The organism is Halorubrum ejinorense (genome assembly GCF_039522565.1).
GTDB classification, from domain to species: Archaea; Halobacteriota; Halobacteria; order Halobacteriales; family Haloferacaceae; genus Halorubrum; species Halorubrum ejinorense.
In genome coordinates, this window is record NZ_BAAADQ010000016.1 from 275669 (window position 1) to 301121 (window position 25453).

Here is a 25453-nt window from a genome sequence, read left to right on the forward strand (position 1 = left end):
CGGGCACGTTTTTCACCCTACTCGTTCGAGCTACGGTATGACAGACACCGCGCTCGTTATCGGTGGGACGCGTTTCATCGGCCGACACACGGTCGGGGAGCTGCTGGCACACGACTACGAGGTCGCGATATTCAACCGCGGCAACCACGAGGATCCCTTCGCTGACGACGACCGCGTGACCCGCGTCGAGGGCGACCGGAAGGACGACACCGCCCTCCGCGCGGCGAAGCTGTCGGTCGAGCCGGACATCGTGATCGACTGCGTCGCCTACCACCCGGCCGACGTTGAGACCGCCACCGAGATATTCGCCGACGTCGACGGATACGTGTACATCTCGTCGGGGTCCAGCTACGCGGCCGAGGAGATTCCGAAACGAGAGGGCGAGACCCCGCTGGAGCCGTGTTCGCCCGAACAGGCGACCGACGACGACCACGAGACGTACGGCAACCGCAAGGCCGAGGGAGACCGCGCGGTGTTCGCGGCCGCCGAGGAGGGCGTCGCCGCGACCGCGGTTCGTCCGTGTATCGTCTACGGGCCGCACGACTACACTGAGCGGCTCGACTACTGGATCGACCGCGTGCTCACGCACGACCGCGTGGTGATCCCCGGCGACGGACAGAACCTCTGGCACCGGGCGTACGTCGAGGACGTGGCGAGCGCGCTCCGGATCGTCGCAGAGCGCGGGGAGCCCGGCGCGGCGTACAACGTCGGGGACCGACGCGCGCTCACGCTGCGTGAGACCCTCGAGACGGTCGCCGACGCCGCGGAGGTCGACTGCGAAATCGTCGCCGCGAGCGACGACGCGCTCGCGGCCGGGGGCCTCGAACCCGACGACTTCGTCCTCTACCGGGAGTATCCGCACCTGCTTGACACCTGCGCGCTCGCCGACCTCGGCTGGGAGTCGACGCCCGTCGACGAGGCGATGGAGCGGACCGTGCGCGAACACCGCGAGTCGGACCGCGACGGGAGCGAGTGGGACCCCGGCCGCGACGCGGAGGAGCGAGTCCTCGGCGTCAAGGATACGCTCTGAAAAGGGGGTCGAGATCTCGCCGCTCTCGGTCGGTGCTGAGAACTGAACGACTGGCGGCAGCGAAACCGGCGAGCGACGGCGTCAGTAGGCCGCGTCCCACCGCGTCGGCTTCCGGCGGTTCCCGCAGTCGAGACACTCCACGCGGTCCATCGTGTCGATCGCGATGTCGGTGCCCTCGCAGTTGCCACAGAGGTAGCCGTACCGACTTTCGTGGCCCGGATCGGCGTACGCGACGTAGAACGGGGCTCGCGACCCGCGCTCGCTCTCGTCGAAGGCGACGTGGACCGTCTCGCCGTCGTCCGTCTCGTAGGTCGCGTCGGAAATGCCCGTGAGGCGACCCACCTGCTTCCGGTACTCCCGCTCCGCGAACGTCTCGCCGCCGATGTTGATGTCGCGCTCGCCGACGACCTCGTACCCCTCTCGCTCGTAGAACTCCGTGCCCGCCTCGTTGTCCGCGAGGACGCGCGCCTCGATCCGGTCCACCTCGGCCGAGCGGAGGGCGGACTCGACCCGCTCCAAGAGCGCGGAGCCGATGCCGGACTCCCGGTGGTCGGGGTGGACGTGGAGCCAGTCGATCTCGCCGACGCGCTCGCGCCGTCCGACGACGTAGCTCTCCGCGAAGCCGACGACGACCCCGTCCTCGACGGCGACGGGGAACACCGCGTCGTCGTCGCTGACGTCGTCACCGAGGTCGCCGGCGTCGTACCACTCTTCGACGGCTTCGTCTAACAGCCCCTCGTCGACGGCGTGTCCGTACGACGCCACGAGCGATTCGCGGGCGACCGACCGGACCGCGTCGATGTCTTCGGCGGTTGCTTCGCGTAGGTCCATACGGTCGGATCGCTCCGTGGCTACAAAAAACTCGGTCGCGATCTCACGCCGTGACGCAGGTTCGACGGTGACCCGCTACACGGGCCACCGTTCTCGAGAGTACGCCATCTCCCAGAAGGCGTGTTCGAGCCGGGCGCTCCGGAGGAACGCCGCCCGCATCGCGTCCCGCTCGCCGGGGCGCTCCTCGGCGTACCGGTCCACGAGGTCGCGCATCCACGCGACGGTCTCGCGGAACGCGTCGCTCGTGTACTTCTCAATAAAGGGGGTGTACCGGTGCTCCTCGGTCGCGAGTGCCGCCATGTGGTCGGCGACGTCGAGATAGCCCTGTCCGCACGGGTAGACGGCGGCGCTGATCTCCGCGATCGACCCCTCGTGAGCCGTCCGGACGAGGAAGTCCGTGTAGGCGGCACACGTCGGGGCCTTCTCGACGGCTTCGAGCTCCGCCGCGGAGAGACCGTACTCGGACGCGAACGACCGGTGAAGGTCCATCTCGTCGTCGAGGGTGGCGTGAGCGGTCGCCGCCAGCCGCCGCGTCGTCGCCTCGTCGTCCGCCTTCGCACCCGCGAGCGCGAAGACTCGCGCGTAGTCGAGCAGGTAGCGGTAGTCCTGTTTCACCCAGTGGCGGAACGCCTCGCGGTCCAACGTGCCGTCAGCGAGTTCGACGACGAACGGGTGTTCCTTCTGCGCCTCCCAGACGTCCGCGCCCGCGTCGAGCAGTCTGTCACTGAACGCCATCTCCGCGAGAGTCGGAGTGCGACCGTGATATAACTAACTAATACTACTTAGTGATACAAACGTAGAGTCGAGACACTCGACTGTCAGCGATCGCGTCGATTTCGGCGAGAACGTAGGAACGGAGCGCCGAGGCCGTCGACGGTCTGCGGCGGTTCACGCGCGTCGCGGCCCGACGGTCTGCGGCGGGCGGGGCGCCCGAGGCGGTTTACGAGATGGAGTACGTCGCCGCCGCCATGAGCAGCATGGTGAGCGCGAGCGCGAGTCCCATCACGTAGGTTAGCGAGCGGTTCTCCCACCGGAGGTGCATGAAGTACGCGACGATGAGCAGCGTCTTGACGGACGCGATCACCAGCGTCCCGACGATCGCCTGGACGTACGTGAACTCGATGAACGACGTCTCGAAGAGCGCGAAGTTCAGCGTCGCCGCGACGAGGAGGGCGACGTATATCGCCGAATACAGTTTCACGGAGTCGTGCGCCATCTTACACTCCACTTCGTCCCTGCGCTTAAAGAATTAACCATCGGGGGTCGCTCGCCGGGCCGTAGTCGGGAGCGCGGCCGGTGCCGGTCTCGGGCGCGTCGGCGTCGGGAGCCCGAAACGCCTATGAGCGCGACGGCCGGACCTGCCGCTGGTCGCAGCCCCGACCGACATTCGCCGTGACTCCCCTCGAACCGACGGACGACCTGCTCGAATCGCTGTACGTCGTCAACAAGGTCGCAAAGCAGTTCGCCGACGAGGCGACCGCCGCCTACGAGCGCGGCGACGTCACCGAGAGCAACGTCCGGTCGGCGCGAAAGGACGCGCTCTATCGGCTCAAGACCGACGTGCTCGCGCGGATCGTCGCCTACGACGCCAACCGCGTCACGGGCGAGTACCACGCCATCAACGGCGACGTGTGGCTCTTTCTCACGATCGGTGACTGGCACTTCCACCAGCCGCCGCACGCGATCGGGAGCGATCTCACCGACGCGATCGCGGTCTCGAACTCTCGTGCGAATCCCATCGACGCCCCGTACGAACGCGACTCGGCGGTGGACCGCTCGGACCGCTCGCTCGAAGCGGCGCTGACCCGGCTGGCGGACGCGGGCGTCAACGCCAACGACCACCTCGCGCGACCGACGGTCACCACGGAGGACGACCGGATCGTCGACGTCCGCTGGTCGTTCCTCTCCTGAGGTCCGTCTCGGTCGCAAAAAACGGTTTCCGCGCGTGACCGACCCGCGAAGGGCGAATCAGGCTTCGACGACTTCGATCGCGCCGAGCATCCCGTTAGCCGAGTGCGGGGTGCACTCGTACAGCTGGACTCCGGTGTTGTCGAACGACTGCTCGAAGGTGTACCCCTCCTCGGTGACCGTCTCCCCGTTGTCAAAGTCGGATTCGGAGCCCTCGACCGAGGCCACGTTGTGCCCGCCGCCCGCGCCGGTCCACTCCCAGACGACGGTCGTGCTGGAGTCGATGCGGACCGCCGGCGGCGAGAAGGCGTACCCGATGTCGCCGGCGCCGACCTCGATGGTCACCTCGTCTTGTCCCGTCGCGTCGACCATCGTCCCCTCGTACAGGCTCGCGTCCGAGAGGTAGTCGTCGATCGCGCTCGGAACGTCCTCGATGGTGGAACCGCTCCCACCGTCGGACCCGTCGCTCCCGTCGGACCCGTCACCGCCGTCGCCGCCGCCGGAACAGCCGGCGAGCGTTCCGATGGTCAACGCGGCTCCGGTCCCGGCGAGATACCGCCGTCTGGACAGTTTATCAGACATCATCACACGTAGGGGTCGAAGCCTTACAAACCCCGTGATGGCTTCCGGTTCGTGAGAACCTTCGGTACCGAATTCCGACTCCGGCGGTCGGCGCGTGCCCGTTCTCCCCGCGGACGCCGAGAGCGGGGTTTATCGCCCTCCGTCGCCTCGCGAGAGGCATGCGCGAAGACGCGCTGGCGACCCGACTCGTCGACCACTACGAGGCGACGAGCGACGCGCCGGCGATCCGGCTCGAAGAGCCGTACGACGCCGACGGGCGGCGGGGGGTCGTGGACCTCTTCGTCCGGACGCGGACGCCGGCCCCCGTCGACCGCGTGATCGAACTCAAGTCTGACGCCGCGGTCCGCCGGGCCACCGGTGCCAACGAGATACTCCGCCAGTACCGCCGGATGGAGCGGTACTTCCACGCCGACGAGAGCCACGCGCTCCGTCCCAAACTCGGCCGCACGGAGCCGGGCGCCCGCTACCTGCTGTGTTTCGCGCCGACGCCGACCTGCGTCCACCACGTCGCGGTCAACCGCACCCTGTACGGCACCGTCGACCCGCGCTCGCAGGCGGGCGACGTTCCCGCCGTCCGGACCGTCGCCTTCCTGACCGGGCTCGACGGCGACCCCGCCGACCTCGGCATGGTGTCCGTGAACGGTGACGCGCGGTTCGGCTCGGAGCCGTTCCGGCGGGCGGTCCCGACGGACTCGCGGCTCGCCGAGAGTCTCCGTGCCGTCGACGACGACCTCATGGAGTTCGAGTAGCGTCGGGCGTCGCGGCCGCGACGATCCGTCGCTCGGGCGGCGAAACGAAACCGCTTACAGGGCCAGTTCGAGCCGGTTACAGGCCCAGTTCGCGGCCGATCACGACGTGTTGGATCTCGCTCGTCCCCTCGCCGATCTCCATCAGCTTCGCGTCGCGGTAGAAGCGCTGCGGGGCGAAGTCGGTGGTGTAGCCGTACCCGCCGAGCGTCTGGACGGCCTCCTCGGCGACCTCGCGGGCCGCCTCGCTGGCGTCGAGCTTCGCGAGCGCCGACTCGCGGGTGACGGACTCGCCCGCGTCGTACCTCGCGGCCGCCTTGTGCGTCAGCAGGCGCGCGCGCTCGGTCTGGCGGTGCATGTGGACCACCTTGTCGCGGACCGCGTCGAACTTCGAGATCGGCTTCCCGAACTGCTCGCGCTCGCCCGAGTAGTCCTTGGCGGCCTCGTAGGCGCCCTGCGCGAGCCCCACCGAGAGCGCGGCGATGGAGATCCGTCCGCCGTCAAGCGTCTTCATCGTCTGCGTCCACCCCTCGCCCTCCTCGCCGAGCAGTCGGTCGGCCGGGAGGCGCACGTCGTCGAAGGTGATCTCGCAGGTCGGCGAGCAGTTGAGTCCCATCTTGTCCCAGACGGTCGTGACCTCGAACCCGTCGTCGCGCTCCGGGTCGACGATGAACGTCGAGATGCCGTCGTAGCCCGCGCCGGGGTCGGTGACAGCTTTCACCAGCACCGAGTTCGCGACGCTGGCGTTCGTGATGAACTGCTTCGTCCCGTTCAAGACGTACTCGTCGGCGTCGGCGTCGTACTCGGCGGTCGTGTCCATGTCGGAGGCGTCCGAACCGCTTCCGGGCTCAGTGAGCGCCCACGCGCCGATCCCCTCGCCCTCGGCGAGCGGGCGGAGCCACTCCTCCTTCTGTGCGTCGGTGCCGAACAGGTCGATCGGCTTCGCGCCCAGCGACGTGTGCGCGGCGTACGAGAGCCCGATGCCCCCGGAGACGCGCCCCAACTCCTCCGTGACCAGCGCGTACATGAGCTGGTCGCCGCCGAGCCCGCCGTACTCCTCGGAGACCGGAACCCCCATCATGTCGAGGTCCGCGAGGGCCTCGAACACCTCGTCGGGGAAGCGGTGTTCGTCCTCGATCTCCTGGGCGATGGGCGCGATCTCCTCCTCGCAGAACTCCCGGACGGTATCGCGTATCATCCGGTGTTCGGCAGGTACCTCGAAGTCCATGGGCAAGAATTGCGACCCGCGGACATAAACGATGCGAACGACCGTGATAGACCGCGTCGCGTTCCGATCGGGTGCGGTGCCGAGCCGACGACTTATCACGCACCGCCGCGTTCCGCCGGTATGGAGTTCCGGGAGCTCGTCCGCGGCCGCGTCGACTGGCCCGACCTCGAACGGGTCGCGCGCGAGCTCGCGGACCGGTACGACCGCGACGGGATGCGGGTCCGGTTCCTCGACGCGGACAACTGGCTGTCGACCCCGATGGTCGTCGACGACGACCTCTTCGTGAAGGTGATCACCCGCCAGAACACGCTCGTCCACGCGCTTTTCACCACCGGTCGGAACATCGGGGCCGTCTCGGCCGGCACCGCGAGGTTCTTCGAGCGCCACGAGACCCCTTACGAGATGGCGCGCCACGAGTTCGAGGCCACGCGGCGGGTCCGCGAACTCGGCGTCAACGCCCCGGAGCCCGTCGAGGCCTTCGAGGTCGACGGGTTCGGCGTCCTCGTGTTGGAGTACCTCCCCGAGTTCCGAACGCTCGGGGAACTCGACGCCGCTCGCGTCGCCGAACTCGCCCCGGACCTGTTCGCGACGCTCCGAACGATCCACGACGCCGGCCTCGCGCACGGCGACCTCCGCGCCGAGAACGTCTTGGTCCACGAGGGGGAGCTCTACGTCATCGACGCGACCCGCGTGAGCGAGGACGGCCGCGAGGAGGCGCGGGTGTACGACCTCGCGAGCGCGCTCGCCGCGTTGGAGCCCCTCGTCGGCGCGGCGACCGCCGTCGACGCGGCGCTGTCGAGCTACGAGCTCGACGACGTGGCGTCCGCCGAACGGTTCCTCGACTTCGTCGCCGCCCGGCCGGACCACGGGTTCGACCGGCCGGCGCTGAAAGCGGAGATAGACGACGGGGAAGGGACGTAGCGGTCGGGTTTCGTCCGGTTCAATCGGTCCGATCCCCAGAGGGCTCGCCTCCCGGCTCGGCCCGTTCTCGGCTCACGACCCAGATGCCGGCGGCCATCAACCCACCCCCGGCGAGGAACCCCGGCCCCAGCGACTCGCCGAGAACGGCCGCGCCGAGGGTCACCCCGACGACCGGCTGAGCGAAGAAGAAGACGGCGACGGTCCCCGCCGAGACGTACTCCAGCCCCTTGTACCAGAGGTACCAGGCGGCCGCGGTCGACGCCACTCCGAGGTACAGCACCGCGAGCGTCGACTCCGCCGTCACCGGGAGCGTCGCGGGCGAGCGGCCGAGATACCACAGCTCGCCCGCCGCGAGCAGCCCCAAAAGCGGCGTGGCCGCGAGCGAGGAGTACGTCGCCGCGCGGAGCGCGCCGTGGCGCCTGACGGCGCCCAGCCCCCAGACGGTGTAGCCGGCCCACGCCGCGCTCGCGACGAGGAGGAGGCCCACGCCGAGGAGGTTGTCCGCGGCGACCGACGCGGGGTCGTGTCGCCCGGCGAGGACGACCGCCGTTCCGACGCCGGCGAGGGCCATCCCGCTCGCCTTCCTCGCCGTGACGCGCTCGCCGAGGACCGCCGCGCCGAGGATCACCGTGAACACGGGCGTCGACACCGTCAGCAGCGAGCCTTGGCTCGCGTTCGTCAGTTCGGTCCCGAGAAACTGCGCCGCGACGGTCAGCGTCACCCACCCGCCCAGCCCGACGAACGTCGGCCACTCCCCGCGCGACGGCGGCGACTCCCCGCGGGAGGTGACGACGAGCGCGAGCGTCCCCGCGCCGAGTCCGACGCGGAGGAACCCGAGTGTCACCGGCGGGATCATCGCGAATCCCCACTTGCTGACGACGTACATCCCGCCCCACAACGCGGCGGCCGCGAGGGGAGCGGCGGCGAACGCGTACCGCCCGACTCCGGCCGTCATTCGGGCTGGAGGGCCCGCGACGGCGACGGGGTCATCCCCCGAGGTACAGCTGCGAGACCTCGTCGTCCGCGAGGAGTTCCTCGGGCGCCCCCTCGAATCGGACCGTGCCTTGGTCGAGCACGTACCCTCGGTCGGAGATGCCGAGCCCCTTCGTCACGTTCTGCTCGACCATCAGGATCGCCGTGTCCATGTCGTTGACGGCCTGAACGTCCTCGAACACGTCGTCAGCGGTGTTCGGCGCGAGCCCCGCGGACGGCTCGTCGATGAGCAGCACGTCCGGCTCCATCACGAGGGCCCGCGCGAACGCCAACACCTGACGCTGTCCGCCCGAGAGCGTTCGCGCCTTCGCGTTCCGCTTCTCGTCGACGATCGGGAAGCGGTCGTACAGCTCGGCGATCACCTCGTCGAGCCCGCCCTCGCGGGCGACGCCGCCCATCCGGAGGTTCTCCTCTATCGTCAGCGAGCCGAACACGTTGTCGGTCTGGGGGACGTAGCCGATCCCCTCGCGGACGATCTCTTCGGGCGCCATCCCGCCGATGTCGCGGCCGTGGTACTCGACGGTCCCCGTCCACGGCGACAGCATGCCGAACGCGGTCTTGAGGACCGTCGACTTGCCGGCGCCGTTCGGGCCGACCAGGCAGACGATCTCGCCGGGGTCGAGCCGGACCGAGCAGTCGTCGAGCACCTGTACCTCCCCGTAGCCGCTGTCGACGCCCGACAGCGAGAGCACGGGATCGGTTCCGCCGTGAGGCCCGTCCGCGGCCCCGGTTGCGTCGTCTGTCATACCGTCGCTCATGCGCCGCCTCCGAGGTACGCGTCGATGACGCGCTGGTCGTTGCGGACCGAGTGCGGCGTCCCCTCGGTCAGGACGCTCCCCTGATCTAAGACGACGATCGGGTCCGCCAGGTCCATCACGAACTCCATGTCGTGTTCGATGAGCAGGAACGTCGTTCCGCGGTCGTTGAGCCGCCGAATCTGGGACTTGAGTTTCTTCGCGAGCGTCGGGTTCACCCCCGCGACCGGCTCGTCTAAGAGGAGCACTTCGGGCTCGGCGAGCATCGCTCGCGCGAGCTCGACGAGCTTCATCTGCCCGCCGGAGATGTCCGTCGCGGGCTGTTCCGCGAGGTGGTCGATCTCGAAGTCCTCCAGTATCCGCTCCGCGTCGGCGAGGTTTCTCGACTCGCTCTCGGCGACCGTCCCCGGCGAGGTGAACAGGCGGACGAACGACTCGCCGGGCTGGTTCCGCGGCCCCACCAACATCGCCTCGCGCACCGTCATCCCCTCCAGCTTCCGGGGGGTCTGGAACGTCCTGACGAGCCCGCGCTCGGCGACCTCGTACGGCTCCATGCCGGTCACGTCGGTCCCGTTCACCTCGACGGTCCCGCCGTCCGGCTCGTAGAAGCCGGAGATGAGGTTGAAGATGGTCGACTTGCCGGCCCCGTTCGGCCCGATGAGGCCGGTGATCGTCCCGCGCTCGACGTCGAAGGTCGCGTGGTCGGTCGCGGTGAGCCCGCCGAACGACTTCTGGAGGTCGTCGACGCTGAGGACGACGTTCTCGGCGGCGGCGTCACTCATCGCCGCCACCCCCCTTCCGCTCGCGGACGCCGCTGTCCGGCGTCTCCGGCGCGCCGCCCCCGTCGACCGCGCTCGGCCAGATGAGCTCCCGCTGCGGCGGGAGCACTCCCTGCGGCCGGTAGCGCATGACGGCGACGATCACGACGCCGATCAACAGCAGGCGCAGCGGCGCGGGGTCGATCGGGAGCGCCACGTCGTTGAGGAAGCGCGTCCCCTCGCGGATCGTGACGATGACGATGCCGCCGAACAGCGCCCCGCGGTTGGAGCCGCTGCCGCCTAAGATCACGGCGACCCACGCGTAGAACGTCGTGATGGGGTCCAGATCGCCCGGCCCGACGTAGAGGTTGAGGTGCGTGTAGAACACGCCCGCGAGCGCCATGATCAGGCTGCCGAGGACGAACGACTGCATCTTGAACGAGTAGGTGTTCTTCCCCAGCGCCCGCGCGAGGTCCTCGTCGGACCGGATCGTCCGCAGCACCCTCCCCCACGGGGAGCGGTGGGCGCGCCGGAGGACGAAGTACGACGCCCCCACGAACCCGAGGACCAACAGGACGTTCAACAACGCCTGCCAGAACGCCGTCTCGAGGAGTATCGGCGAGCCGGGGATCACCACCAGCCGCAGTCCCGGCATCGCTTCCGGAAAGGTCGACAGCACGGGCCATCCCTGGAAGAAGCCGGGGATCCCGCGGACGCCGGCGCTGCCGTTCGTCAGCCAGCGCTCGTTGAGCACGACCAGGCGGACGACCTCCGCTAGTCCGAGCGAGGCGATAGCGAGGTAGTCGGCCCGGAGCCGGAGCGTCGGGATCCCGATCAGGACCGCCAACACGAAGGCGACGGCGAGCCCGACGACGAGCCCGACGATCGGGAGACCGAGCACCGAGTCGACGAGGGGGACGCCGTCGAGCAGGTCGCCGACCGGCGAGCCGCTCGCGGTGATCAGCGCCGAGCCGTACGCGCCGATGCCGAAGAACGCGGCGACGCTGAAGTTGATCAGCCCGGTGTACCCCCACTGGGCGTTGAGGCCGAACGACAGCAGCGCGTACATCCCGGCAAGCCCGACGAGGAACAGGAAGTACGACGGGCCGAGCGCGCCGGTGAGCAGCGCGACGAACAGGAACAGCATGAACGCGACGCTGACGCCGAGGACCCACCCCTCGGGCCGGGTCAGCTCGGAGACTGCCTCCTTCGGTGCGTCGAGCAGGCTCATGACGCACTCTCCCCGGCGATCCCGTTAGGCCGGACCAGCAGCACGACGACCATGATCAGGAACGCGATGGCGTTCGCGTACTCGATGCTGATCAGGCCGCGAATGACCGCCGCGAGCCACCCGGGCCAGATCGGGATCGCTTCGACCACGTTCGAGAAGAACGGCGTCAGTTGGTTTATCATGCCGATGAGGAAGCCGCCCGCCATCGCGCCGTAGACGGAGCCGATCCCGCCGAGGATCACCGCCGCGAAGATCACGAGGAGGAGGTTAAAGCCCATCCGCGGCGAGAGCTGGTTGAACAGGCCGAGGAACACGCCGCCCGCTCCGGCGAGGCCGGCGCCGATGACCCACGTCCACAGCGTGACCCGCCGGGTTCGGATGCCGCTGATGCGAGCGAGGTCCGGGTTGTCGGCCATCGCCCGCATCTTTCGACCGAGGTCGGTGTACTGGAGGAGGACGTGGAGGCCGACGACGAGGACGGCCGCCGAGGCGACGATCGCGACGTCGTGGAGCGTCACCCGGATCCCGTACGGGAGCAGCGCCTCGATCGGTCGCAGCGGCTGGATGTCGAACCGGGTGAAGTCGGAGCCGAACCGGATCTGGATCACCGACCGGTAGATGAAGGCGATCCCGATAGACGTGATCAGCAGGCCGATCGAGTCGATGTCGAGCGGCTCGTAGATGAGCTTCTCGGTCCCGACCGCGACGACCGCCGCGACGGCGATCCCGACGACGAGCGCGACGAAGAAGCCGTACGGGAGCCCCAACACCGCGCCGCCCAGTCCGCCGACGGCCCCGAAGGTCACGAGCGCGGAGTACGCGCCGATGGTCATCGTGTCGCCGTGGGCGAAGTTCGCGAAGTCCGCGATGCTGTACACGAGCGACAGCCCGATGCTCCCGAGGACGATGATACTGCTGAAGACCAGCCCGTCAGCCAGGTATCCGAGAACGGTCATCGGAGGTGATTAGCCTTCGATGAAGTCGATGCCTTCGTACGCGTGGTCTTGAACCTCTAAGACCTGAAGGAACCCGACCGGGTCGCCGTCCTCGTTGAAGTCGATGGGACCGCTGACTCCCTGGTAGTCGACGTCGTCCGGGCCGCCCCCGTCCGCGAGGATCTGGCTTGCGGCCTCGAAGGAGGTCACCGCCTCGCCGTCGGGGCCGGAGACGCGCCGGACGGTGTCCTGGAGCGCCGCGCCGGTGAACTCGTCCGCGGCCTGAATCGCGAGCGCGGCGTTGATCACGCAGTCGTACGCGTACGCCGCCCACGAGGTCGGCTGCTGGCCGTACTCGGCCTCAAAGTCCTCGGCGAACGACTGGTAGTTCTCCTCCTCGACCGGCGCGGAGGGGGTGACGATCTTCATCCCGTCCATGCTCCCCTCGGGGGTGTTCTCGAGGACGTTGTCGCCGGAGACGGAGTCGGCGCCGTAGAACTGCGCCTCGTAACCCGACGAGAACACCTCGTTGACCATCGTCGCGAACTCCGCCTGGTAGGTGATGAACAGCCACGCCTCCGCGCCGGAGCTGTTCATCTCCGAGATGACGCCGGAGTACGACTGCTGTTCCTGGTCGTGCGGGCTGTTGTAGACAACTTCACCGTCGTACGCGTTCACGAACGCGTCGGTGAGGCTCTGCCCGTAGTCGTTGTTGACGTAGGTGATCGCGACCTCGTCGTAGCCGTCGTCGGTGATGATGTTCGACAGCGCGAGCGACTGGCTGCGCCCGGACGGCGACATCCGGAGCAGTCCGGGGAAGTTCGTGAGGTTGAGTCCGGTGGAGTTCTGGCTCAGCTGGACGACGTCGGTCCCCTCGACGACGCTCTCGTAGATCGCGAGCGAGACGCCGGAGCCGACCGCGCCGATGAGGAACGGCACGCCGTCCTGATTGACCAGCTTCTGTGCGGCGGCGATCCCGCCCTGGTTCTCGCTTTCGGAGTCCTCTACGACGATGTCGAGTTCCCGGCCGCCGATCCCGACCTCGTTGACGCGGCTCAGCGCGAGGTTGACGCCGCGCTGGTTCCGCTCGCCGAACGCCGACAGCGACCCGGTCTGGGAGTCGACCATCCCGATCTCGTACGGGCCGGACGAGTCTCCCCCGTCGCCGCCGTCGCTGCCGTCGTCTCCGTCGCTCCCGTCGCTTCCGTCGCTTCCGTCGCTTCCATCGCCTCCGTCTCCGCCGTCGTCAGTCGTACTGAGGCAGCCTGAGAGGGCGATCACGCCCGCTCCGCCGGTCAGTTTCAGCAGCCTTCTCCGGTCCGCGTCGTCCATGGTATCTCGTGACATATGCGTTCGGTAGAGTCCAGCCTATCAGAGTATCTCAATCCCGACCCGTCCATGGTCGGATTCCGGGTCGATCCGGGGCGAACGCGGCAATATTTCACCGGCGTGTTTATTTCAAAGAGAGTAGCTCAAACTAATTGGTCGGGTGCCCATATATATCCGTTCCGGCCCGCAGTGGGATCGTGATACCGCCGATCGCGAGCAACTTCGTCGCCGGGGAGACGCCTGAGGCGGCGCTCGCTCACGTCGAGACGCTCAACGACCGCGGCGTGGCCGGCATCCTGAACCTCTTGGGCGAACACTACGAGGAACGACCGCCCGCCGACGCCGACGCCGACGCGTACGTCGACCTCGTCGAGCAGATAGCCGAGCGCGACGTCGACGCCTGCGTCTCGGTGAAGTCGAGCCAGATCGGCCTCGACATCGGCGACGCCGTCTTCGAGGAGAACCTCGCGCGGATCGTCGCGGCGGCGAACGGGACCGCGGAGGGCGCGCCCGACGACGCGGACACGTTCGTCTGGATCGACATGGAAGACCACGAGACCACGGACGTCACGCTCGACGCGTTCGAGCGTCACACCGTCGAGACCGACGGCAACGTCGGCGTCTGCGTCCAGGCGAACCTCAAGCGGACGCGCGACGACCTCGAGCGGCTCGCCGAACTTCCGGGGAAGGTCCGGCTGGTCAAGGGCGCGTACGACGAGCCGGCCGAGCTGTCGTACAAGGAGAAGGCCCGCGTCGACGAGTCGTACCGCGACTGCCTCGCGTACATGTTCGAGGCGTTCGACGGCGGGATCGGCGTCGGGAGCCACGACCCGGCGATGATCGACTACGCCGCGGAGCTCCACGCGGAACACGGGACGCCCTACGAGGTCCAGATGCTGACCGGCGTCCGCGAGTCGGCGCAGTTCGACCTCGCCGCCGAAGACGACGTGGAAGTCTACCAGTACATCCCGTACGGCTCCAAGTGGTTCTCCTACTTCTACCGCCGGATCCGGGAGCGCAAGTCGAACGCGCTGTTCGCGCTGCGAGCCATCATCGGCAACTGAGCCGGCGTTCGCTCGCGAGCGTGAGCGGGCCGCTCCTGGCGGTCACGGGTCCAGCAGCTTCGATTCGGCCTTCCGGAGGTGTTCGAGCAGCGTGGTCTTCGAGACGTCCATCGCCTCGGCGAGCTCGCGCGTCGACGCCTCACGGGGCCACTCGTAGTAGCCCGCCTCCCGGGCGTGTTCGTACACGTCGCGTTGGGTCGGCGTCAGCGTGTCGAGCCGCTGGCCGCGGGCGGTCCGTCCGGCGTACCCGGTCGAGGACATGGACTCGACGGAGACCTCGGCGCCGGCGTCGGCCTGGACCGCGTCGAGCGAGTCGCGGATCTCCGTCCGTTCGCCGACGAAACACACCTGCCACTCCTCGCGACCGTCCTCGATCTTGACCGGCGCGCTGTGGACGAAGCCGTGTTCTAACAGCGTCGGGCACACCATGTCAGCCGGGTCGTACTCCAAGAAGAACTCGCGGACGACGTTGCCGGGCGTGTCCCGGGCGCGGCCGAACCGCTCTTTCAGCTCCAACAGCTCGCCCGCGCGGTCCGACTCGCGGATCGCGTCCAGCAGCGCCTCGACTTCCTCGTTCGTGTCCGCGAACGCGGTGAACAGCCCGTTGACCGAGTTCGGCGCGTCGCCGTCCGTCTTCGGGGTGTTGTAGATCGCGTGAGCCAACACGCCCCCGCTCGTGCGCTCGGTCGCCTCTATCGCCCAGCAGTTCGGATGCCACAGGTCCAGCGTCAGCCGAGTGCCCGACCACTCCCCCTCCGAATTCGCGTCTGAGATCGCCATGAGACTTCACATTTGGTACCGTGCCACAAAAACACTTCCGACCATGGTCGGGTGGGTTATTTGGCCGTCCGCACGGAAACGACGATTATGGCAGACGCCTACAACCACTACATCGACGGCGAGTGGGTCTCGGGCGAGGGCTCGGAGACCTTCGAAAGCGAGAATCCCGCCACGGGAGAGACGCTTGGCGAGTTTCAGCAGGGGACCCCCGGCGACGTCGACCGCGCGGTCGACGCCGCGGACGAGGCGTTCGAAGAGTGGCGCGAGCTCTCGCGGATCCAGCGCGCGGAGTATCTCTGGGACGTGTACCACGAGCTCCGCGAGCGCACCGACGAGCTCGGCGAGATCGTCAGCAAGGAGTGCGGCAAGGAGATCTCTGAGGGCAAAGCCGACGTCGTCGAGGCCGCGCACATGGTCGAGTGGGCCGCGGGCGACGCCCGCCACCCGAAAGGCGACATCGTCCCCTCGGAGATCCCCTCGAAGGACGCGTACATGCGACGGAAGCCACGCGGCGTCACCGGCTGTATCACGCCGTGGAACTTCCCGGTCGCCATCCCCTACTGGCACATGGCCATCGCGCTGGTCGAGGGCAACACCGTCGTGTTCAAGCCCGCGGAACAGACCCCGTGGTGCGCGCAGATCGTCGCGGAGATGTTCGACGACGCGGGCATCCCGGACGGCGTGTTCAACATGGTCCAAGGGTTCGGCGACACCGGGAACGCGATCGTCGAAAACGACGACGTCGAGACGGTCATCTTCACCGGGTCGGCCGAGGTCGGCCACCTCATTCAGGACAAACTCGGCGGCGTCGCCGGCAAGCGCGCCGCCTGCGAGATGGGCGGGAAGAACGCCGTCGTGGTCACCGAGGAGGCCGACCTCGACGTCGCGGTCCACTCCGCGGTGATGTCCTCGTTCAAGACGACGGGCCAGCGCTGCGTCTCCGCCGAGCGCCTGATCGTCCACACCGACGTGTACGACGAGTTCAAAGAGCGGTTCGTCGAGGTCGCGGAGTCGGTCGCGGTCGGCGACCCGCTCGACGAGGACACGTTCATGGGGCCGCTCATCGAGGACGAGCACCTCGAGAAGGTGACCGAGTACAACGAACTGGCCCGCGAGGAGGACGTGAACGTCCTCGTCGACCGGACCGAACTCGCCCCCGAGGAGATCCCCGACGGCCACGAGGGCGGTCACTGGATCGGACCGTTCGTCTACGAGGCGGACCCCGACGCCGACCTGCGGTGTACCCACGAGGAAGTGTTCGGTCCGCACGTCGCCCTCCTGGAGTACGAGGGCGGCATCGAGCGCGCCGTGGAGATCCAGAACGACGTGGACTACGGGCTCGCCGGCGCGGTGATCTCGGAGGACTACCGGCAGATAAACTACTACCGCGACCGCGCCGAGTTGGGGCTCGCGTACGGGAACCTCCCGTGTATCGGCGCCGAGGTTCAGTTGCCCTTCGGCGGCGTGAAGAAGTCCGGCAACGGCTACCCCTCGGCCCGGGAAGCGATCGAGGCGGTCACCGACCGCACCGCGTGGACGCTGAACAACTCCAAGGATATCGAGATGGCGCAGGGCCTCTCCGCGGACATCAAGACGACGGACGACTGAGGCGCTCGCTCGCACCGAGCCGACGGCCGAGCGCTTCTGTCGCTTCGGTTCCCCCTCCGGTTTTCTCCCTTTCAGTCTCCGACACCGCGAACGGCCGCGACGGTCTCCGCCGGCGTCTCTGCGGCCGCGAGCGCCCCGCGGGCCGCGAGCCGGTCCCGCGGCCGCCCCACGGGCTGTGACTCCGACACCGTCTCGATCAGCTCCGCCTCGCGCAGGAGCCGTTTCACCCGCGTGAACGTGGACGGACTCCCCAGTCCCGCGTCCTCGCAGGCCCGCCGGAGCGTCCGGTCGAGGACGCCCTCGCGGGCCCCGGCCGCGTAGGCGCGGATGCGGGTGCTCTCGGGCCCGGGACCGTCGCCGCCCCCCGTCGAATGCGCCGCGTCGTCGCCTCCGGACGCCGCGGCCGCCGGCGCGTCGAGCGTCCGCACCACCGCCGCGGCGACCGACTCGTCACAGCGCGTCGCGAACCCCTCGTACACCCGCCGGCGACTCGGCGTTCGGAGGCGGTACGGCTCGGCGTCCGCGAACCGCGATGCGTACCGCTCGCGGAGCGATCCGTCGTCGCCGACGCGGTACCACCCGGCCGTCCCGGCCTTGTCGTTCACTTTTCCTTCGACCAGTGCGAACCCGGTCCGGACTCCCGCCAGCACCGGGTTCGGCTGTGGCGCGTCGATAACTCGGAGGTCCACGACGCCGGCGTCGAGCAGCGCCGCGAGCCGCGCCGCGGACCGGAATCCCTCGGTCGCGGCGTCGATCGCGCTCTCACCGGCGAATACCGAGAGCGTCGGGAGGTCCGGGGACGGCGCGGCCTCGCCGTCGCCGCTCGCGAGGTCCGACACGGTCGGGGCCACGAGCGTCGGCGCGGCCTCGCGGTACGCCTCGACGACGGCTCCGAGCAGTCGCGGCCCCGGGTCGACCAACAGGGGGCCGGAGAACTGCTCAAGCGGGAGCGGCTCCGGGAGCAGGGGGAAAGCGGGGCCGGTCGGCATCGGGCGATCCTACGAGCGCGACGGGGTAAGTGTGCGGGACGGCTTTCCGGCTCGCGCGCCTTTTTGCCGCCGCGCTCGGAACCCCTGAGCGTGCCACCACTCGACCTCTCGATCGGACTCGGAACCTCCGGGCTCGACGACCCCGAGACGTGTACCGAAACCGTCGTCGCGGCGCTGGAGGCCGGCTACCGCCACGTCGACACCGCACAGATGTACGACAACGAGGCGGCCGTCGGCGCGGGTCTCGCCGAGAGCGACGTCGACCGCGACGAGGTCGTCGTCGCCACGAAGGTCCACCCCGAGAACCTCGCGCCCGAGGACGTCCGCGAGACGGCGCGGGCGAGCTTAGACCGGCTCGGGCTCGACCGCGTCGACCTCCTGTACGTCCACTGGCCGATCCGAGCGTACGACGCGGAACGGACCCTGCCCGTCTTCGACGAACTCCGCGACGCCGGCCTCACGGACCACGTCGGCGTCTCGAATTTTACCCCCGACCTGCTGCGCGAGGCGCGCGAGATCCTCGAGGCGCCGATCGCGGCCCATCAGGTCGAGTGTCACCCGCGGTTCCGGCAGTCGGAACTGCGCGAACTCGCCGATTCGTTCGACCACCGCCTCGTCGGTTACTCGCCGCTCGGCCGCGGCGAAATCCTCGACGACCCGGAGGTCGCGGCGATCGCCGAGCGCAACGACGCCTCGCCCGCGGTCGTCGCGCTCGCGTGGGCGCTCGACCGCGGGATCGTTCCCATCCCGAAGGCGCGAGGCGACCACGTGCGGGAGAACCTTCGTGCGATCGACCTCGATCTGCCGGCGTCGGACCTCGACGCGCTCGACGCGCTCGAGCCCGGCGACCGTCAGATCGACCCCGACGACGCGGCCTGGAACCGCTGAGCCGGCCGCGCGGAATCGGATCACCGAGTCGCCCCGGGTCGTCGCGGCCGCCTCCGACTCAACCTCAGACCGCGTCGAGACGCCGCCGGAGTTCCGCGCCCGCGCGCTCGGCTAGGGCGTCGACGGGCTCGTCGAGATACGTCGCCCACTGGTCGATGAAGCCCGACCGGCCGAGCATCCTGACGACCTCGTACACCGGGCGGCGCCGTTCGAAGCCGGTCGGAAGCGACCCGGCCCGCTCGCGGTAGCCCTCGCGGAGGGCCGCGGCGAACCGCTCATCTCCCGTCGAGTCGAAGCCGTTGAGCAGTTGGTCCTCGGCTCGCACGAGGTCTCGCGCCGGATCGCCGACGTGGGACAGCTCCCAGTCGATGGGCGCGACGCCCGTGTCGCGAGCCCCGACCGGACCCCGCGTTTCGGCCGCACCGGCCGCCTCCCGCTCGCTCGTCACGAAGAGGTTCGGCTTGGTGACGTCGCCGTGAACCAACGCGGCCGGCGCGCCGTCGAGCGCGGCGCGGTTCTCCCGAACGCAGTCGACGACGATGTCGTAGTGGTCCGCGAGCCGCTCCGTCGTTCCGATCTCGCGGGTCCGCTCGATCGTCGCGAGGAGGACGTCCGTCCACGACGCGGGCTCGACCGCGAGCCCGACCGACTGCGATCCGCGGTCGTCCGCGTCACCGTCCGCGGACGTTCCCCTCTCGCCTCCCGCCCCAACGATCTCGCCGTGGCTCCAGAACCGGTCGGCGTGGAGCGCGGCGAGCGCGGCGCCGACGCGGCCGAGCAGGCGCTCGCGCTCCGGGTCGCCCGCCGCCTCGTACACGTCGAGCAGTCCGCGGCCGGGCGCCGGCGCCGTCGCGAGGTAGGGGGGGTCGCCGTCGGGGTCGGCCGCCAACACCGTCGGGACCGACAGCGGCCCGTTCGCTCGGAGGTACAGGAGCACGGCACACTCCCGAGCGATCCGACGGCTCTCGTCGGCCAGCGCGACCTTGAGGAACGCCCGGCCGCCGTCGGCGAAGACGACGCCGACCGTCTCGTTGGCGCCGTTCCACGAGGGGCCGACCTCCGTCAACCGCCTCGGTTCCCGGTCCGGGAAGGCTTCGGAGAGGGCCCGCTCAATCACCCCCGAGTCGGCGCCGTCCATGTTATTTTGTCCGGACCGAGTCATGTTAAGATTGTTGTCAGTGCCGCTCGAAGCGTTCACCTAAATGTGAGTTACAGGCGCCAGAAACGAAGAAATCGGCCGAAATCGACATCCTCATGTGCGTCGGCGGATCAGGAGTAGTCCAGTGGAAGACGAGTCACCTGACGGACGTGTCGCCTTCGAAGTCGAAGGCGAGACCCTCACCGTCCACGACGTCATCGAGGGCCAGCGGCTCCGCATGACCGCGGACCGCGAGCCGACGCTCTCGCCGGCGCTCCCGGAGCTGTTTCCGTTCCCGGTGGACGACGCGGTCAGCTTCGAGGCCGAGAGTATCGCCGTTCCGGAGTACGCCTCGGTTTTCGTTCGAGACGCTGACGGCGACTTTCTTTCGCGGCTAGACGAAGCCGCAGAGTTCCCGCGCGGTTCGTACTATATCGAGATCAACGGTAGTGTCAAGACGCTCGTCCGAGTGGCCGACGTGAGCATATCGGCTACCGGGGCCGTCGGGTCAGACCCCGTCGAACTCGCCCTCGATCGCACGACGACGGTGACGGTCGGCGGTCGGTCGTTCCACACGCGGCCCGAGGCGACGATAACGGTCCCCGACGATCCGGCAGCACTGACGGAAGCGGTGTCGGTGTTGGGGTCGTCGATCAAGGAGTTCTCCCCCGAACGGTCGTGGCCGACCCTTCGCGGGTATCCGCCACGGATCGAGCGTGGCGATTCGCTTGACGTCCCGAGCCCCCTGACCGTTCCCGATACCGGCGTCGAGGTCGTCGTGCGACCGACGTACGCCGACGTGTACCGCCTCTCGACGCTGTCGTACTACCTCGGCGCACGGATGACCGTGGGAGACGCGCCCGCGATCCGCTTGGAGAACGGGTACGAGGAGCGACTCCCGACCGAGGGGCCGGCGCTCGAACGACGAGTCGAGGAGCTGCTCCGGACGTGGTTCTTCCTCGACACGCTCGCACGGACAGAGGGATACGTCCCGTCGGACCGGTACGAATACGACCAGATCGGCGGCAAGCTCCCGTTTTATCCACCGAACCTCGCGGAAAAGTCGATGAGTGAGCGACTGATGGAGTATCTCGAAGTCGGCGCGGAAACCGTCGCGCCGTATGCCCCGGTCTGGGCGACCGAAGCCGTTCTGCGGCCTGCTCCCGAAGCGGCAGAGTTGCTCCCGCATCTCGCGCACGTCCTCGCACCCGTCCGAGTCCGTGGGGAGTCAGATCCGCTCGCACCTGACGCTCCCGTTGCGCTCGCGACGTCCCCGCAGGTGCCCATCGGCCCGTCGAAGTTCGGTTCGCCCGGTGATGTGGTTCCACCCCGCGACGCGGCATCCGTCTCCTCCGGGACGTCGCTCATGACTCCCGCGGCGTACGAGAATCGACTGGACGGGGAGGTGGCAGAACACGGCGAGGTCACGGTGGCGTTCCTCCTTGCGGACGCGGAGCGAGCTCGCTCCGTCCGAGAGTCGCTGCCGGACTCTGCGGCGCCAGCCGGGGTCGAGTCGTGGTCGGTACATCAGAGACCGGACCGCGAGGCGGTCACGGAAGTGCTGTCGGACAGCACTCTCGACATCGTCTTCTGTGGGCTGCCTGTGACGGAGGGACGCATCGATACAACCGACGGATCGGTCGACACCGCAAGGATCTCCGCCGAGAGCGGCCCGAGCGGACCTACCCTGTCCGTCTTCGAGAACGACCGAAACCTCTCGGCCTCCCTCTCCGCCGTCGATCGGGGTAGCACGAGCAGCGTCGCTCTCGGTGGTGCCCCCCGCTCGACCTCGATCGCGGAGTTCGTCGCGTTGCTGGCGAAAGGTTCTCCGATCGCTCTCGCGGTGAGTTTGGCCTTCGGCGAGGACGACGTAGACGCCCGCTTCGTCGGTGATCCGGCCACGGGCATCGCGACCGATCGAGGGAACGTGCCTCAACTGTACTCGTTTCGTGTCGCCGGCTCTGACTCGTTTCGAGTCCTGCTCAGGTCGTATCTTACGACCGAATTCCGTCTGGGGAGAGAGATCGGTCTTATTATTGACCCTCTCGACTCGAAAAAATCTCTCGTGGGCGCTCCGGAACGCGAAGTGGGGCAGGTTGACAGTTCCGGGATTCGCGCTATTCACGACGAGAAGGCCCCAGTTCTACGGTTCTCCGACGACCTCGTCTTCTGGAGCGACGACCTCACCGACGAAGACGTGGCGAAGTTCGCCGAACGGTCCCTCTCCGAAGGGGCGGTGTCGGAATCCGGCGACGAATCTCGATTCTGACAGTGAGTCTGGACCGGTGCCGTCGAGTCGAACTCCGTCACCGCACCCGCCGACGTTTTTACCTCCCGACCACGAACCGCCACGCATGCCGCAGATCCACCTCGACGAGGAGACGGTCGAACGGCTCGACGCGCTCCGGGTCGACGACGAGGAGTACGACGCGATCGTGACCGAACTCATCAACATCTACGAGGCCGAGGAGCTGACGCTGTTCCGCGGCGGCGACTTGGAGTAACCCGGCCGTCGCCCGCGGGACCGCTTCGCTACTCTTGATACGCGACGCGGACCTGGTCCCACTTGCCGACCTCTTCGAGGTGGGCCTGTAGCTCGTCGGCGTACTCCTGAACGAGCCGCTCCGCCGCCTCCATCTCCTCGTCCGAGGGACCGTCGCTACCGCCCCCGAGTCCGAGCGCGCCCTTGATCGAGTCGACGAGCCCGTCGCCGGAGCCCTCGTTCCCGCCGCCGCCGGGGGCGCCGCCCATCGCACCCATCTGCGACCGGAGGTTCTCCAGTTCGGGCATGATCGCCGGGAGGCTCGACGTGTCCGCCACCACGCGAGCGGCCTCGGGGTCGTCGGCGTTCTCGATCTCGAACTCGGTCGCCGTCATGATCAGTCCCCACTCCTGGCTGGAGAAGCGCGACGCCGCGACGCGCTCGTTGAACTGGTTGTCGACGGTCATTCGCTCGCCGACGATGGCGTCGGTCCACTCGCTCATGCGCTCCCGTTCGACGGTCGCAGTGAAAAGTCCGTCCCCCCGCGGTGACCGCCCGCTCGCGACCGGCTCAGCGGAGCGCGACACGGAGGGGTTTAGACGACGGAGCGCCTCTATCCGACCATGACCGACAGCAGCCGCCGCGCCCTCCTCGCCGCGGGCTCCGCGACCGTCGCCGCGCTCGCTGGCTGCGCCGGCGCGGTGCTTCCCGGCGGCGGAGGCGAGGCGGCGACGAGCGAGGACGAGCGCGCCGACCGGACCGGCGAGGCGACCGTCTCGGTCGCCGTCGGCGCGGACGGCGGGTTCTCGTTCGCGCCGGCACACGTCCGGATCGACGCCGGAACGACCGTCGTGTGGGAGTGGACCGGAAAGGGCGGCGGCCATAACGTGTACGCCGCCGACGAGTCGTTCGTCTCGGAGCTCGTCGCCGCCGAGGGCCACACCTTCGAGCACACCTTCGAGAGACCGAGAACGGTCGAATACGTCTGTACGCCCCACCAGACCCGCGGAATGCGAGGCAGCGTCGAGGTCGTCTCCGGCGACGACTGACCCCCGGCACTACCCCCGCGGCCTCACGGTCGCCGCAGTTCGTCGAACGCGCCGCCGGCGAGCCCCGGCCCCGTCGGAACGCGGACGGCCCCGTCCGTGACCGGGCACGGATCGGGGGCCAAGTCCTCGTCGAGCAGCGACCCGGTGGCGAGCCCGCAGGGCGACACGTCCGGGACCGCGGCCGCGACGTGGACGGCGGCGGTCCGCGCGACGACCGCGTCGATGGTGGTCGTGACGACCGGGTCGACGCCGGCCGACCACGCCCGCAGGGCGGCCGCCAGCGCCCGGTCGGGCCCCCCGAGCGCCATCGGCTTGAGAATCACCGCGTCGGCGGCGTCCGCGTCCACCACCGCCTCGATCCCGTGACGACCGACCGACTCGTCGGCCGCGACCGGGACGCCCGGATCGCGCCCGTCGGCGCGGAGCGCCGCCAACCCGTCGACGTCGTCCGCCGGAAGCGGCTGCTCGACGTACGCGAGGTCGAACGGCGCCAACGCGTCGAGCGCGCGACGCGCGGTCTCCCGGTCCCACGCGCCGTTCGCGTCGGCCCGGAGCGCGACCCCCTCACCGACCGCCTCGCGGACGGCGCGGACGCGCTCGACGTCTTCGTTGACCTCGCGGGCGCCGACCTTCAGCTTGAGACAGTCGAACCCCGCGGCGACGGCGCGTTCGGCCTCCGCGGCGGCCTCGCTCGGAGTTCCGTCGCCGATCGTCGCGTTGACCGGGACCGCGGCGGCGGGGTCCGCGTCGATTCCGGCTTCCTCGGCGACGTGCGACGCGAGCGACCGGTCCGCGTCGCGAGCCGCGGCGTCGGCGACCGCGAGCGCGACGCCGTGGCGGGCCGCCGGGGTCGACTCGGCGTCGAGGCCGGCCGTGAGCGACTCGCGCGAGTGTCCCTCGTCGCGACCGCCGCCTTCGTCGAGTTCGTCGAGGCCGTCCAAGGCCGTCTCGCAGGCCTCGTACGACTCGGTCCACCCGGGGAGCGGCGTCGCCTCGCCGAGGCCGACCGCGGTCGAGTCGTCTCGCTCTGAGCCGACGGTGATCACGAACCCCTCCCGGCGACGGATCTCGCCGTTGGCGGTGCCGAGCGGGCGAGTCAGGTCGAGCGCGAACGAGCGGTGTCGCATGGCGTGAGAGGTCTCTCCTGTGCGTCGGTCTCCGCTCACACCGCGAGTCCGACTGCGAACGCGACGGCGTACGCCGCGAGCAGTTTCCCGGTCGATTCGAGCGCGGGGTTGAGCGCCTCGCCGGACGTCTCGGTCAGCACCGTTCGCGCGACGGCCGCCGCCAGCGGCAGGGTGACGAGCGGGAGGAGCGTCGCGAGGCCGCCGCCGCGCGCGACGAACCACAGCGGGGCGAGGTACGCGACCGCGAGCATCGCGAGGTACTCGGCGCGGGCGAACCGGTATCCGAAGCGGACGGCCAGCGTGCGCTTTCCGGTCGAGGCGTCCTCCTCGCGGTCGCGGAGGTTGTTGACGACGAGGATGTTCGTCGAGAGCGCGGCGATCGGGAGGCTGGCGACCGCCGCCGCGATCGTGACGGTCCCCGCCGGGACGCCCACCGGGAACCAGCCGGAGAGGAGCGCCGCGGCCTGAACGTAGTAGGTCCCGGTCACGGCGATCACGCCGAAGAAGACGAAGACGAAGACGTCGCCGAGCCCGTGGTAGCCGAGGGGATAGGGGCCGCCGGTGTACGCGATCCCGGCCGCGACGGAGGCGAGCCCGATCACGAGTATCGGGACGCCGCCGACCGCGACGAGATAGGTGCCGACCCCGATCGCGGCCGCGAAGGTGAGCCACATCGCCCGCTTCACCTCGGCCGGTTCGATGAGGCCGCTGGCGACGACCCGGGTGAACCCCTGCCGGTCGTCCGTGTCGGCCCCCTGAATGGCGTCGTAGTAGTCGTTCGCGAAGTTCGTGCCGACCTGGATCAGCGCCGCGCCGACGAGCGCCGCCAGCGCGGGCAGCGGGGCGAACACGCCGGCGTCGATCGCGAGTCCGACCCCGACGATCACCGGCGCGGCCGCGGCGGGGAGCGTCTGGGGACGAGCGGCGATCACCCACGCCCGCCGACGGGTCACCTCGGTACTCATTGCCGTCGATTGGTGCGTGGCGTCCCTTAACCTTGCCATCGCGGACGGATGGCGATGTTAAGTTAAGAACGAGGCGGTTGGTATTTCGAATGCTCTATGTCCGAATCCAACCGCCT

At 69.1% G+C, this 25453-nt stretch carries 27 protein-coding genes; 10 read left to right on the forward strand and 17 right to left on the reverse strand.

Annotated elements, in window-relative coordinates:
* Positions 1 to 37 precede the first annotated feature (37 nt).
* A complete protein-coding gene (locus ABDZ89_RS16810) occupies positions 38 to 1030 on the forward strand; it encodes an NAD-dependent epimerase/dehydratase family protein (protein WP_343780924.1) in 993 nt (330 codons plus the stop codon).
* Between the two features lie 81 nt (positions 1031 to 1111).
* On the opposite strand, the gene ABDZ89_RS16815 is transcribed toward ABDZ89_RS16810, so the two are convergent.
* From ABDZ89_RS16815 to ABDZ89_RS16825, 3 genes are all read right to left on the reverse strand, one after another.
* Entirely contained in the window at positions 1112 to 1861 is a 750-nt protein-coding gene (locus ABDZ89_RS16815) for a GNAT family N-acetyltransferase (RefSeq protein WP_343780927.1), read from the reverse strand.
* Positions 1862 to 1936: 75 nt separating this feature from the next.
* On the reverse strand, positions 1937 to 2596 hold the full coding sequence (gene tenA, locus ABDZ89_RS16820) for a thiaminase II (RefSeq protein ID WP_343780929.1): 660 nt from the start codon (positions 2594 to 2596) through the stop codon (positions 1937 to 1939).
* A gap of 205 nt (positions 2597 to 2801) precedes the next feature.
* Positions 2802 to 3077 (reverse strand): cytochrome C oxidase subunit IV family protein, encoded by a 276-nt coding sequence (locus ABDZ89_RS16825; RefSeq protein ID WP_343780932.1) that lies wholly within the window; start codon positions 3075 to 3077, stop codon positions 2802 to 2804.
* 176 nt (positions 3078 to 3253) lie between these two features.
* On the opposite strand from ABDZ89_RS16825, the gene ABDZ89_RS16830 reads away from it, so the two are divergent.
* Positions 3254 to 3772, forward strand: coding sequence for a hypothetical protein (locus tag ABDZ89_RS16830; RefSeq protein ID WP_343780934.1), 519 nt, complete (start codon positions 3254 to 3256; stop codon positions 3770 to 3772).
* Positions 3773 to 3829: 57 nt separating this feature from the next.
* On the opposite strand, the gene ABDZ89_RS16835 is transcribed toward ABDZ89_RS16830, so the two are convergent.
* Positions 3830 to 4351: a halocyanin domain-containing protein gene (locus ABDZ89_RS16835; RefSeq protein WP_343780937.1), complete on the reverse strand. Its 522-nt coding sequence runs from the start codon at positions 4349 to 4351 to the stop codon at positions 3830 to 3832.
* A gap of 158 nt (positions 4352 to 4509) precedes the next feature.
* On the opposite strand from ABDZ89_RS16835, the gene ABDZ89_RS16840 reads away from it, so the two are divergent.
* The gene (locus tag ABDZ89_RS16840) at positions 4510 to 5100 is read left to right on the forward strand and encodes a hypothetical protein (RefSeq protein ID WP_343780939.1); all 591 of its coding nucleotides are present in this window, start codon (positions 4510 to 4512) and stop codon (positions 5098 to 5100) included.
* 76 nt (positions 5101 to 5176) lie between these two features.
* On the opposite strand, the gene ABDZ89_RS16845 is transcribed toward ABDZ89_RS16840, so the two are convergent.
* Positions 5177 to 6325, reverse strand: a complete 1149-nt coding sequence (locus tag ABDZ89_RS16845) for an acyl-CoA dehydrogenase family protein (RefSeq protein WP_343780941.1) — start codon at positions 6323 to 6325, stop codon at positions 5177 to 5179.
* A gap of 120 nt (positions 6326 to 6445) precedes the next feature.
* Here ABDZ89_RS16845 and ABDZ89_RS16850 point away from each other — a divergent pair, with 120 nt between their 5' ends.
* Positions 6446 to 7246, forward strand: coding sequence for an RIO1 family regulatory kinase/ATPase domain-containing protein (locus ABDZ89_RS16850; RefSeq protein WP_343780943.1), 801 nt, complete (start codon positions 6446 to 6448; stop codon positions 7244 to 7246).
* A 19-nt stretch (positions 7247 to 7265) separates the two neighbouring features.
* On the opposite strand, the gene ABDZ89_RS16855 is transcribed toward ABDZ89_RS16850, so the two are convergent.
* Genes ABDZ89_RS16855 through ABDZ89_RS16880 form a run of 6 tightly spaced genes read right to left on the reverse strand, consistent with a single transcriptional unit; the run spans position 7266 to position 13265 of the window.
* Complete coding sequence (locus ABDZ89_RS16855; protein WP_343780945.1) at positions 7266 to 8201, reverse strand: DMT family transporter; 936 nt, start codon at positions 8199 to 8201, stop codon at positions 7266 to 7268.
* 31 nt (positions 8202 to 8232) lie between these two features.
* Complete coding sequence (locus ABDZ89_RS16860; RefSeq protein ID WP_343780947.1) at positions 8233 to 8997, reverse strand: ABC transporter ATP-binding protein; 765 nt, start codon at positions 8995 to 8997, stop codon at positions 8233 to 8235.
* Positions 8994 to 9776: an ABC transporter ATP-binding protein gene (locus ABDZ89_RS16865; RefSeq protein ID WP_343780950.1), complete on the reverse strand. Its 783-nt coding sequence runs from the start codon at positions 9774 to 9776 to the stop codon at positions 8994 to 8996. Before ABDZ89_RS16865 ends, ABDZ89_RS16860 begins: the two co-directional genes overlap by 4 nt.
* Entirely contained in the window at positions 9769 to 10983 is a 1215-nt protein-coding gene (locus ABDZ89_RS16870) for a branched-chain amino acid ABC transporter permease (RefSeq protein WP_343780953.1), read from the reverse strand. The genes ABDZ89_RS16865 and ABDZ89_RS16870 overlap by 8 nt, the downstream gene beginning before the upstream one ends.
* Positions 10980 to 11939, reverse strand: coding sequence for a branched-chain amino acid ABC transporter permease (locus ABDZ89_RS16875; protein WP_343780956.1), 960 nt, complete (start codon positions 11937 to 11939; stop codon positions 10980 to 10982). The genes ABDZ89_RS16870 and ABDZ89_RS16875 overlap by 4 nt, the downstream gene beginning before the upstream one ends.
* 9 nt (positions 11940 to 11948) lie before the next feature.
* Complete coding sequence (locus ABDZ89_RS16880; RefSeq protein WP_343780959.1) at positions 11949 to 13265, reverse strand: ABC transporter substrate-binding protein; 1317 nt, start codon at positions 13263 to 13265, stop codon at positions 11949 to 11951.
* A 179-nt stretch (positions 13266 to 13444) separates the two neighbouring features.
* Between ABDZ89_RS16880 and ABDZ89_RS16885 the strand changes: the two genes are divergently transcribed.
* Positions 13445 to 14311 carry a proline dehydrogenase family protein gene (locus ABDZ89_RS16885; protein WP_343780961.1) on the forward strand — a complete coding sequence of 289 codons (867 nt, stop codon included), beginning with the start codon at positions 13445 to 13447 and terminating at the stop codon, positions 14309 to 14311.
* A gap of 42 nt (positions 14312 to 14353) precedes the next feature.
* Here the strand turns inward: ABDZ89_RS16885 and ABDZ89_RS16890 are convergent, their stop codons facing one another.
* Complete coding sequence (locus ABDZ89_RS16890; RefSeq protein WP_343780963.1) at positions 14354 to 15091, reverse strand: helix-turn-helix domain-containing protein; 738 nt, start codon at positions 15089 to 15091, stop codon at positions 14354 to 14356.
* Between the two features lie 87 nt (positions 15092 to 15178).
* On the opposite strand from ABDZ89_RS16890, the gene ABDZ89_RS16895 reads away from it, so the two are divergent.
* Positions 15179 to 16699 (forward strand): aldehyde dehydrogenase family protein, encoded by a 1521-nt coding sequence (locus tag ABDZ89_RS16895; protein ID WP_343780966.1) that lies wholly within the window; start codon positions 15179 to 15181, stop codon positions 16697 to 16699.
* Positions 16700 to 16770: 71 nt separating this feature from the next.
* Here the strand turns inward: ABDZ89_RS16895 and ABDZ89_RS16900 are convergent, their stop codons facing one another.
* Positions 16771 to 17688 carry a transcriptional regulator TbsP domain-containing protein gene (locus ABDZ89_RS16900; protein ID WP_343780968.1) on the reverse strand — a complete coding sequence of 306 codons (918 nt, stop codon included), beginning with the start codon at positions 17686 to 17688 and terminating at the stop codon, positions 16771 to 16773.
* Positions 17689 to 17778: 90 nt separating this feature from the next.
* Between ABDZ89_RS16900 and ABDZ89_RS16905 the strand changes: the two genes are divergently transcribed.
* On the forward strand, positions 17779 to 18576 hold the full coding sequence (locus ABDZ89_RS16905) for an aldo/keto reductase (protein WP_343780971.1): 798 nt from the start codon (positions 17779 to 17781) through the stop codon (positions 18574 to 18576).
* Between the two features lie 64 nt (positions 18577 to 18640).
* Here ABDZ89_RS16905 and ABDZ89_RS16910 read toward each other — a convergent pair whose 3' ends face one another.
* Positions 18641 to 19714, reverse strand: a complete 1074-nt coding sequence (locus tag ABDZ89_RS16910) for a phosphotransferase family protein (protein ID WP_343780974.1) — start codon at positions 19712 to 19714, stop codon at positions 18641 to 18643.
* Positions 19715 to 19859: 145 nt separating this feature from the next.
* Between ABDZ89_RS16910 and ABDZ89_RS16915 the strand changes: the two genes are divergently transcribed.
* Both ABDZ89_RS16915 and ABDZ89_RS16920 read left to right on the forward strand, forming a co-directional pair.
* Positions 19860 to 21983, forward strand: coding sequence for a hypothetical protein (locus ABDZ89_RS16915; protein WP_343780977.1), 2124 nt, complete (start codon positions 19860 to 19862; stop codon positions 21981 to 21983).
* Positions 21984 to 22068: 85 nt separating this feature from the next.
* On the forward strand, positions 22069 to 22218 hold the full coding sequence (locus ABDZ89_RS16920; RefSeq protein ID WP_343780979.1) for a DUF7557 family protein: 150 nt from the start codon (positions 22069 to 22071) through the stop codon (positions 22216 to 22218).
* 28 nt (positions 22219 to 22246) lie between these two features.
* Here the strand turns inward: ABDZ89_RS16920 and ABDZ89_RS16925 are convergent, their stop codons facing one another.
* Positions 22247 to 22699: a DUF5799 family protein gene (locus ABDZ89_RS16925; RefSeq protein ID WP_343780981.1), complete on the reverse strand. Its 453-nt coding sequence runs from the start codon at positions 22697 to 22699 to the stop codon at positions 22247 to 22249.
* 120 nt (positions 22700 to 22819) lie between these two features.
* On the opposite strand from ABDZ89_RS16925, the gene ABDZ89_RS16930 reads away from it, so the two are divergent.
* On the forward strand, positions 22820 to 23245 hold the full coding sequence (locus ABDZ89_RS16930; protein WP_343780984.1) for a halocyanin domain-containing protein: 426 nt from the start codon (positions 22820 to 22822) through the stop codon (positions 23243 to 23245).
* A 23-nt stretch (positions 23246 to 23268) separates the two neighbouring features.
* On the opposite strand, the gene ABDZ89_RS16935 is transcribed toward ABDZ89_RS16930, so the two are convergent.
* Together ABDZ89_RS16935 and ABDZ89_RS16940 are read right to left on the reverse strand one after the other, a co-directional pair.
* Positions 23269 to 24372: an enolase C-terminal domain-like protein gene (locus ABDZ89_RS16935; protein WP_343780986.1), complete on the reverse strand. Its 1104-nt coding sequence runs from the start codon at positions 24370 to 24372 to the stop codon at positions 23269 to 23271.
* A 35-nt stretch (positions 24373 to 24407) separates the two neighbouring features.
* Entirely contained in the window at positions 24408 to 25337 is a 930-nt protein-coding gene (locus ABDZ89_RS16940) for a 1,4-dihydroxy-2-naphthoate polyprenyltransferase (RefSeq protein WP_343780989.1), read from the reverse strand.
* Between the last annotated feature and the right edge of the window lie 116 nt (positions 25338 to 25453).